Origin of the sequence: Aestuariivirga sp., from assembly GCF_044239095.1 — a bacterium.
GTDB lineage: Bacteria > Pseudomonadota > Alphaproteobacteria > Rhizobiales > Aestuariivirgaceae > Aestuariivirga.
On record NZ_JBIICB010000196.1, the window covers coordinates 1 to 8190 of the forward strand.

8 protein-coding genes and 1 pseudogene are annotated in these 8190 nt (G+C 55.7%); 4 read left to right on the forward strand and 5 right to left on the reverse strand.

From position 1 onward, the window contains the following. Positions 1 to 198: 198 nt before the first annotated feature. The 3 genes from ACILRA_RS15990 to ACILRA_RS16000 all read left to right on the forward strand — a co-directional run bounded on the left by ACILRA_RS15990 (position 199) and on the right by ACILRA_RS16000 (position 1577). The gene (locus ACILRA_RS15990) at positions 199 to 558 is read left to right on the forward strand and encodes a VanZ family protein (RefSeq protein WP_395663074.1); all 360 of its coding nucleotides are present in this window, start codon (positions 199 to 201) and stop codon (positions 556 to 558) included. A 488-nt stretch (positions 559 to 1046) separates the two neighbouring features. Continuing rightward, positions 1047 to 1289: a DUF3297 family protein gene (locus tag ACILRA_RS15995; RefSeq protein WP_395663075.1), complete on the forward strand. Its 243-nt coding sequence runs from the start codon at positions 1047 to 1049 to the stop codon at positions 1287 to 1289. A 66-nt stretch (positions 1290 to 1355) separates the two neighbouring features. Beyond that, positions 1356 to 1577 (forward strand): hypothetical protein, encoded by a 222-nt coding sequence (locus ACILRA_RS16000; RefSeq protein WP_395663076.1) that lies wholly within the window; start codon positions 1356 to 1358, stop codon positions 1575 to 1577. Positions 1578 to 1709: 132 nt separating this feature from the next. Here the strand turns inward: ACILRA_RS16000 and ACILRA_RS16005 are convergent, their stop codons facing one another. The 4 genes from ACILRA_RS16005 to ACILRA_RS16020 form a co-directional block, all read right to left on the reverse strand. Continuing rightward, positions 1710 to 3224, reverse strand: a complete 1515-nt coding sequence (locus ACILRA_RS16005) for a tetratricopeptide repeat-containing sulfotransferase family protein (RefSeq protein ID WP_395663077.1) — start codon at positions 3222 to 3224, stop codon at positions 1710 to 1712. 54 nt (positions 3225 to 3278) lie between these two features. Continuing rightward, positions 3279 to 4331, reverse strand: coding sequence for a hypothetical protein (locus tag ACILRA_RS16010; protein ID WP_395663078.1), 1053 nt, complete (start codon positions 4329 to 4331; stop codon positions 3279 to 3281). Between the two features lie 213 nt (positions 4332 to 4544). Beyond that, positions 4545 to 6062 carry an outer membrane protein gene (locus ACILRA_RS16015; RefSeq protein WP_395663079.1) on the reverse strand — a complete coding sequence of 506 codons (1518 nt, stop codon included), beginning with the start codon at positions 6060 to 6062 and terminating at the stop codon, positions 4545 to 4547. A gap of 444 nt (positions 6063 to 6506) precedes the next feature. Continuing rightward, a complete protein-coding gene (locus ACILRA_RS16020; protein ID WP_395663080.1) occupies positions 6507 to 6866 on the reverse strand; it encodes an integrase core domain-containing protein in 360 nt (119 codons plus the stop codon). A gap of 363 nt (positions 6867 to 7229) precedes the next feature. Here ACILRA_RS16020 and ACILRA_RS16025 point away from each other — a divergent pair, with 363 nt between their 5' ends. Then, the gene (locus ACILRA_RS16025) at positions 7230 to 7943 is read left to right on the forward strand and encodes a phytochelatin synthase family protein (RefSeq protein WP_395663081.1); all 714 of its coding nucleotides are present in this window, start codon (positions 7230 to 7232) and stop codon (positions 7941 to 7943) included. 110 nt (positions 7944 to 8053) lie between these two features. Here ACILRA_RS16025 and ACILRA_RS16030 read toward each other — a convergent pair. After that, positions 8054 to 8190 (reverse strand): annotated as a pseudogene (locus tag ACILRA_RS16030) (winged helix-turn-helix domain-containing protein); the annotation flags it as partial.

Here is an 8190-nt window from a genome sequence, read left to right on the forward strand (position 1 = left end):
CATCCTCGACGGTCATCCCAAGAACCAGATCGAGCAACTGATGCCCTGGACCTGCGATCAAGCGTCAAGCCTCGCCGCATAGGGGATCAGCGTGGCGCTTACCGTACTTGCTGGTCCATCCCCAAAGGGCGTCGCTTACATCCGCTGAACGGCGCCCTTAGCTTTCTGGAGCGAGGTAATTGTCTGTATAGGTGGTACATGCCCGAACAGATGACGTCGCGATTGATCACCCTTGCCCTCCTCGTGACGCTCGTGCTCACGCTGGTTATCGGCCATTTAACGCTCTCCCCAAACTTAGACAGCGGTGTCCCCGGATCGGATAAGGCCCACCACTTCCTCGCCTTCTTCGCGCTGGTCCTGCCGGTGTCCTTCGCGCGGCCGCGGCTGGCGATGTGGATCACGTTGGCGGCAGTCGCCTATGGCGGCGCGATCGAGCTGATCCAGCCCTACGTGGGGCGAGACAGGGACTTCATGGATTTCCTGGCGGACAGCGCTGGTGCCGTGTCGGGGATGATCGCCGGCCTGGCGCTGAACTCTCTCTGCACCCGCAGGGCCTGACCGGTTCCGAAGAGATTGTGCGTATTCTGATATTTCATCTATTTATGATTGTGATTTGGCAAATTAGAATCCCCGAGGAAAAGCTTATTTTTTACAGCGGCTTGGGCACAACTGCCCGATAAGTCCCCCGCTCCAAGGACCCGATGAGATCGAGCATTGGTTTATGCGCCCACCCGAGGTTTCCGCTGGCGCAAATTGCTTGAGACCGTCGACTGCGCCACCATAGAAGAGCCGAGAACATCGAACCGTCCTCCGTCAACGGGGTGCTACGCAGGCTCCTCCGCGCGCTGTATATCGTGGAGGCCCTTCTTGCAGGGCGGCCGCCCGCGGGTTTGACAATAGCGCGAGCGATGCAGCTGTTTCCGGTGGAGTGGTGGTGTCCACCATTTCTATCGTTTTCGCTCCCGCCATGTGACGCTTGCAATACAGCGTAGCCTTCTCTACTCCCGGAGGAATTCGACGCACCCGACTTCGATGAGAGGCGCAACATGACCGATACAACACCACCCGACCGGCTTAGCGCTGACCCATCTAGCAAGTTCTACAATGCAGCGAAACTTGAACGCGGCATACACGTCTTTCTCGACGGGAAGGAATACTTCAACGTCGAAGAATACTGCACAACCGAGGGGTGGGTCCGTCTCCCTGCCGGAAAGGCCAGAACTCGCACTGGCCGGCCCGTCACAGTTACCAAGCGTGGGGAAGTCACAGTTCGATACGAAGACATCTGAACCAGAAAATCCCCCTTCGACCCATGGCTTGCCCGGCCACCCACTTGACGAAGATGCCATGCTTTCTTGGCAGCCAGTCGATCAACCCCACGCGGCTATCAGACCCTTGATGAGATCGCCGAGACCGAGAACATACACCCGTCCTTCGTCAGCAGGGTGCTGCGCATGACACTCCTCGCGCCAGAGATCGTGGAAGCGATACTGGCGGGGCGGCAGCCCGCGGGTCTGACAATGGCGCGGGCGATGCGGCGGCTTCCCATGGAGCGGCTTCACCAGATATTCCCGTGAGTTGACAGACTGTGTCTGGCTGTCATGCAGTTGATAGGATCGCACCATGATCAGGCACCTTCAAATGGGTGCGCGCCCCACAGGCTGTGGCCGTCGTCACACTTGGCTGGACCGCAAATAGCCGTTGAATACTCAACCGCTTGTGTGGAGAAGGCGTTCGATTTCTTCCTGGAATGGCACCGAACAACCGGCATCGCTATGGATTTCAATGCTCCTTGAGGTGAACTCCATACCCGCAAACTCCGCTACTCTGCGGATTTCTTCGGCGTCACCTGTCACCAGCGCCTCATACGTCACTGAAAGACAGCGTGATGGGAACAGCCTGGTCCACTGCGACGCAAGTTCTGTGTACATATCGATATAAGAGAAGATGCTGTTCATGTCATAGGCGTAGCTATTCCCGCGCGCGTACAGCTTCTCGAATATCCTGAAAGCTTGGTCTTGCTTGTTCCTGCTGACGAATATGAACAAGGCATCTTCCGAGATCGACGAAAGAAGCCCGACATTCTCGATGTAGGAGGGGTTGGTATTGGTGACAAACCGCCTTCCACCGGCCACACGCTTCAGTTCCGATCCAAAGATCCCAGAAAGCGGTTTCTTGAGCCGTTCCGGAAGACGCCAGGCAGTCAATGGTTCAGTCAATGCGAGTTCCTGAGCGAGCTGACTGAGGCATTTATCAACGATGTCCGCCTCATAGCTTCTGCGGACCGAATCATTTGTTGCAAGCATTTTTTCAAGAAGCGATTTTCCAGACCTGGAGGGTCCCAGGATGAAGACCGGGCGCGGATATCCTCCTATTGCTTGACGATCCTGTGCAGCTTCAGATTGGCGTGCCAGATTGCGAACGTGGGATAGCACGGAAGCTTTTTCGGCGAGCGCTTTCCTGGCCAGTTCTTCGCTCCGCATCGCATTGTTTGCGAGGAGCAATTGCTCCCATGCCTCGTGATTAGCCCCGGCACGAACATGAATGGCTGCTCGTGCGAACATGACCTTGATCCGCCTGCTGGAGTTAAAGGCAAGATCGAGGAGGTGCTCAAGTTCTTCAGTATGAACGATATGCTGATGTGGGAACGATGCAATCTTGCACGCCGCGCCAAGAGCCGCGGACTTATCTTCATTACCCCTCTGAGATGTGATGATCTTGCCATATAAATCAGCAGCGGCGCCGTTATCTCCCATGTTCTCATGGGCAAATGCGAGGCCATAAAGCGCGTTCAGATCGTCAGGGGCTACACGCAGTATTGCGGAAAAGGCAGCTGCCGCGGCCTCGGGATCCTCTTCCTCAGCCTTGCCTTCGCCATACAGTTGGAGGGCCGGCTTGTCATGAGGATCGGCCTTCAGTGCCGTTTCCAGCGTTCTGAGGTGGGCCTCCTTGAAGCCAAGAAGTTTTTGAAGCTTGGCGATACTGAGGATGACGGGGACGTTCTCGGGATCAATAAGATAGGATTGATAGTAGAAGTTCAGCGCTTTGCCATAATCTTTCTCCGATGCATGAACGTAGCCCAACATACTCCATATCTGGGCGATCTTGGGTGCGCGGGCGGAGAGTGTGGTGAGCAGCGCCTTGGCAGCGGCGAAATCCTGTGCACGCAGCTTTTCACCAGCCTGCCTAATCCCAAGCTGCAACGGAGTCTGGTCAACAGCCATCGTGATTTTGTCTGTCACCTTTGTGCCTGTGCCGTGGAATTCAATGCATTGCCACTATACCAGGGCGGACTTCTCAGTCGACCATGCTCCGACCCAACACGCCGCCAAGGCCTCAAGTTGAAGGCGTGCGGCTTGCCTGAGCTTCTCCACCATCTCTCCTGAATGACCCTCAGCAGTTTGCAGCAGCTTGAAGAACTTCAGGCGATTCATGAAAAGCACAGTCTCGAAAAACTCCTCGGCGTTCGCGTCCAGATGAGGCTTTACGTTCTGCCGGAACACCGCTGCGGGATTGGCCGGGTTCTTCCGGTCACCCAGCAACAGAAACGATATGTCGATACGGCCGTCCTTTGCCGATACCAGGGGCGAGATCAGGCCATCGGGAAGGCTTTTACGTTCGGACGCTGCGGCCCGCAGGTTGATCGGCTTTGCTCCATTCTTTGGCTCTGCACTGAAGGTCTGACTGAACGCAAAGCGCTCCGGCGAGACAAATCCATATGTCAGGAACTTCTTCCACGTATCGTTGATCGAGTATCTTGCGAATACTTCGGACTTCGTCATTCCCTCAAGAGTGATGCCAGCCATCTCGGTGCCGTAGCTCAGTCCCCAGGGGGCATGGTTCACCAGTTCGAGAACTGGCATGAGGACGCGCTGCCCTTTCTTGCGAATGGCACGGCTGTCAATGAACTGGGTAAGGATTTCCGGCTCACCCGGCAAGATATCCAGCTTGGCCACGGCAAATTCTTCGGTGAGAACCTGCTTGATCGGCGGCGGGAGGCGGTAGAGACCCTTCAGGAACTTCTCAGCGCTTTCCCGCCCGCCGCCTGCCCACGATGTAAATCCATGGTAACGTTCGAAGAAATCCCGCGCCTGATCGGAATAGGAGGCGCCGGGCTTGATGGTAAGGGCATCCATGTCAGATTGGATATCCTCGATTCTCACGAGTATTTCGTCTGGGATGTGGATGCGCACCGGCCGGGACGGATCGATGGCAAACAGCCCTCGCGATCCGTTTGATTGGCGCATGGTCACATTGTGGAGTTCCCCGCCAAGACCGCGAAACGATGCTTCCAGCTCATTCCAGTTTGCAAACGACGTTCTTTTTCTCATGAACACATATCCCTGATGCGGACCCGCCGGAGAATTGTCCACAGTCGCTCGATCAATTCCGGTCGGAACCGCTAGGCCGTTCGCTGCTGAACCATGAAGCGGCGCATGAGGCCGCGATCTTTACATCCTGAGCTTAGGCGTACTCAAGCAGAACCATGAAACAAAAGGGGGGCGGCCCTCAGGCCGCCCCACCCGCATTCAGATCATATGATCTCAGAAACGCCACGCGACTGTTGCACGCAAACTCTGGACGTCTATGTCGCCCGTCGAAACGGTGCTTTCATAGTATGAGTTTGAGCCTTCTGCCTTTGCGTCAGCCGACATGTCGTCATACCGGGCAAACCGGTATTCGAGTTTGGCGGAAACATGATCGGTCAGCATTGTTTCAATGCCACCACCAACGAACATGCCTGAGGTCCAGCCATCGCTCTCGGTAGACCAATCCTTCTCCGGGTTGTCCGTGCCGGTCTTGTCCTTGTACGAAGCCTGGACAGACACATCAGCCTGCGTGATGCCACCGGTTCCAAAGACCATTGTATTGGGCGTGAGCAGCAGGCCGGCGCGCGCACCGACGGCCCAGGAATTACCCACTTCAACCTCGGCGTCATAGACTTCCTTGGCTGTGTCTGGATTGTTGGCAGTCGTCTTGTCTGAGAAGAGATGGCCGCTTCCCGAGCCGAAGTCGAAGTTGCTGACAACGCCAAGAACAAGCTTCTCGCCGACCTGATAGTCAACACCGGCTTCCACGATGCCCATGAACATCTCAGCACCGACGTCCGCTTCGCGGATCCGCTCTTCCTTCAACTCGGAAGGAGAACCCGTGTATTTATCACTATCGATTGCAAGTTCCGACAGCATAGACGATCCGCCTGCGCCCGCGCCGATCCATGCGCCCGTCCAATCACCCAAGGACTCAGTTGCAACGGCATCTGCCGCGGCAATGCCATTTCCGAAGTGGTAAGCGACCGTTGCCCGGACGCTCTGAACGTCCAGATCACCCGTCGAAACGGTGCTCTCATAGAACTTGGTTCCGTCCGTTTCGGTCTTTGCGTCAGCCGACACAGCGTCATACCGGGAGAACCGGTATTCGAGCTTGGCGGAAACATGGTCGGTCACCATTGTTTCAACACCACCGCCAAAGAACACGCCTGAGGTCCAGCCATCGTTCTCGGTGGACCAATCCTTCGTCGGGGCATCCGTGCCGGTCTTGTCCTTGTATGAAGCGTGGACAGATACCTCAGCCTGCGTGAAGCCACCCGTTCCATAGAACATCGTGCGGGGGCCGAACAGCAGGCCGGCGCGCGCGCCGACTGCCCAGGAGTTGCCCAGTTCAACCTCGGCGTCATAGACTTCCTTGGCTGTGTCTGGGTTGTTAGCAGTCATCTTGTCTGAGTAGAGATGGCCGCTGCCCGAGCCGAAGTCGAAGTTACTGACAAGGCCAAGAACGAGTTGCTCGCCGACCTGATAGTCAACACCGGCTTCAGCGGTGCCCGTAAACATCTGGGCAGCCACGTCCGCTTCTCGGATCCGCTCTTCCTTGAACACGGAAGGGGTCTTCTCGTACTTATCGCTATCGATTGCGAAATCCGACAGCAGATAGGATCCGCCGGCGCCTACGCCAAGCCAGGCTCCCGTCCAGTTGCCTTCGGGAAGTGCAGTGACATCTGCTGCCAGAGCTGGCGAGAAACTAAGTGCTGTCAGCGACACTGCACAAAGGACGTTCCGTCTCATGTTTCCTATTTTCATCTGCTCGCTTTGTTGATTTAAAAACTAACACGAAGTTAATGGTTGCCCTTGACGTTAGTTAAGTGTCAATGCAGAGCTACAAGAATGTGTGTAATTGGGTGTTTATAAACCCGAAGATTGCAGATTTTGCAACCTTGTTGCTAAGTGGCTAGGGGTGGAGCACGCATAAATTGTTGCAACAGCTGTGAACGGTCGAGATGCCTCTGGTAATCATGACTAAAGAATCTGACGTTCCCAGAGTTTCGGCACAGCCGATTTACGTTTCAGTCAAGATCATGGGCGCCTGTAGCATGATCCGCCGTGAACAATTTGCTTTCAAATGATCTGAAGTCTGTTGCGCGCCGGAAGAGTGCAGAAGGACCAAAACTGGCAATCAAACATATGATAAGTTGTATTTTGGCACGGATATGAAACAGCGTAGTTCGCCGGTTAAGCCGCCAGTTTGAACTCTGTAGCGGCTTCGGATGCAAGGGCCTTCTGTTCGGCCCTGATCTGATTGGGCGTCTTGTGCCCGTGACGCTCCCGCAGCCACGAGGTGTTATAGAGGTCGGCGAACTCAGCGAGGCCCTTGCGCAGCGCCTCCGCAGTCGGGAAGTACCGGACCCAGAGAAGTTGCTGCTTCAGCGTCCTGATGACCCTCTCCGCCAAGCTGTTGCCCTCCGGCTGACGCACGAAGGCAGGAGAGCTCTCGCTCCCGAGGAATTTGATCTCGTCCTGGAAGTCATCGGCGCGGTAGTCCGGTCCGTTGTCGTGGCGAAGGATCAGACCGGCTGCGACGTTTTCCGTCATCGCACCGAAGTGCTTCGCCAACCCCTGCCGGATCGGCTCGAGTGCCTCCCAATTGCTCCCTTGGAAACAGCAGCGCGCGCATGGGCTATGGCCGATCATTCCGATGGGCACTGGCTACACTACCCGGCAACCAGTCCATCTTCCGTTTCCTAGAAGGGAACCACCACGAAATATGCGATCGCCGCCATGACGGGCATTCTGTCTGATTTACAGGACTAAACAGGAGCGATATCTACTGTCGAGTCATGGATAGAGAGGGGCCGGTGTTCTGGGCTTTGACACTGTTCAGCAGATGGTGCGCATTCCGGCAACGAGAGAACCACGTTCATCTGCAGATTTTATTTCTCACCTTGGAGATACACGATGCTCGCTAAATTTCTTCCCTATTCTCTTCTGTTGCTCTTTCTCACACTCATAGCTCATGCTGAGACTCTCCCAGTTCCCGCCAACTTGATTGTCTCCAGTTCGCTGGAGGGGCAAGCGCTACTGTTGGGAGCCGACTCTCGTGATGCGTATTTCGCGCTGGCAGATAACTTTGTAACCCAGAAGACCCAGAGCTTTTGTGGCGTTGCCAGCATGGTCATGCTGTTCAATGCGATGCAGTTGCCTGCGCCTGATGTGCCAGAATACGCGCCTTACAAAACTTTCACGCAAGACAATGTTCTGAATGCCAGCACAGAGGTAATCCTGCCGCAGGATGTCATCCTGAAGCAGGGCATTACCCTTGACCAGATGGGAGCACTGCTGGCGGTTCAGCCTGTGGCCGCAGCGGTTCGCCATGCATCTGATGGCAGCGTGGATAGATTCAGGACCGAGGCCGCATCCTATCTGGGGCAGCCGGGGCACTTCGTGCTTGTCAACTACTTCCGGAACTCTCTCGGACAGCAAAAGGGAGGCCACTTTTCGCCGCTTGCAGCCTATGATCGGGAGACGGACCGTTTCATGATCCTTGATGTGGCGCGCTACAAGTACCCGCCTGTCTGGGTCAAATCGGAAGAACTATTTTTTGCGATGAACACCAAGGATTCGGATAATCAGGATAAATCCCGAGGCTATATTCTGATTTCTCGAAAGTAGTTCCATGTTGGCAGCGCGCCAAGAATGGCGCACTTCCTTCATTGTCCTGGGCAGCCGCCCTTACATTGAAGCGAGACGCAGCTTGGCCAGCGCGCCGGACACTCAGCGTTTGGGAGAAGCTTTTTGAACGCTGCGATGGTTTCAACATCCTGCCCGGGGTGGCGCGGACGGGCGCTGACGTGTGAGAACCCCAGCTTCTTCAAGAGTGTCCCGACATATCGCTCATGAAAGTCCACACCGAACCGCT

Bases quoted from the DNA above. Each gene is read 5' to 3' on its own strand.
- ACILRA_RS15990 (WP_395663074.1), top strand. From the start codon at position 199: ATGCCCGAACAGATGACGTCGCGATTGATCACCCTTGCCCTCCTCGTG.
- ACILRA_RS15995 (WP_395663075.1), top strand. From the start codon at position 1,047: ATGACCGATACAACACCACCCGACCGGCTTAGCGCTGACCCATCTAGC.
- ACILRA_RS16005 (WP_395663077.1), bottom strand. From the start codon at position 3,224: ATGGCTGTTGACCAGACTCCGTTGCAGCTTGGGATTAGGCAGGCTGGT.
- ACILRA_RS16010 (WP_395663078.1), bottom strand. From the start codon at position 4,331: ATGAGAAAAAGAACGTCGTTTGCAAACTGGAATGAGCTGGAAGCATCG.
- ACILRA_RS16015 (WP_395663079.1), bottom strand. From the start codon at position 6,062: ATGAGACGGAACGTCCTTTGTGCAGTGTCGCTGACAGCACTTAGTTTC.
- ACILRA_RS16020 (WP_395663080.1), bottom strand. From the start codon at position 6,866: ATGACGGAAAACGTCGCAGCCGGTCTGATCCTTCGCCACGACAACGGA.
- ACILRA_RS16025 (WP_395663081.1), top strand. From the start codon at position 7,230: ATGCTCGCTAAATTTCTTCCCTATTCTCTTCTGTTGCTCTTTCTCACA.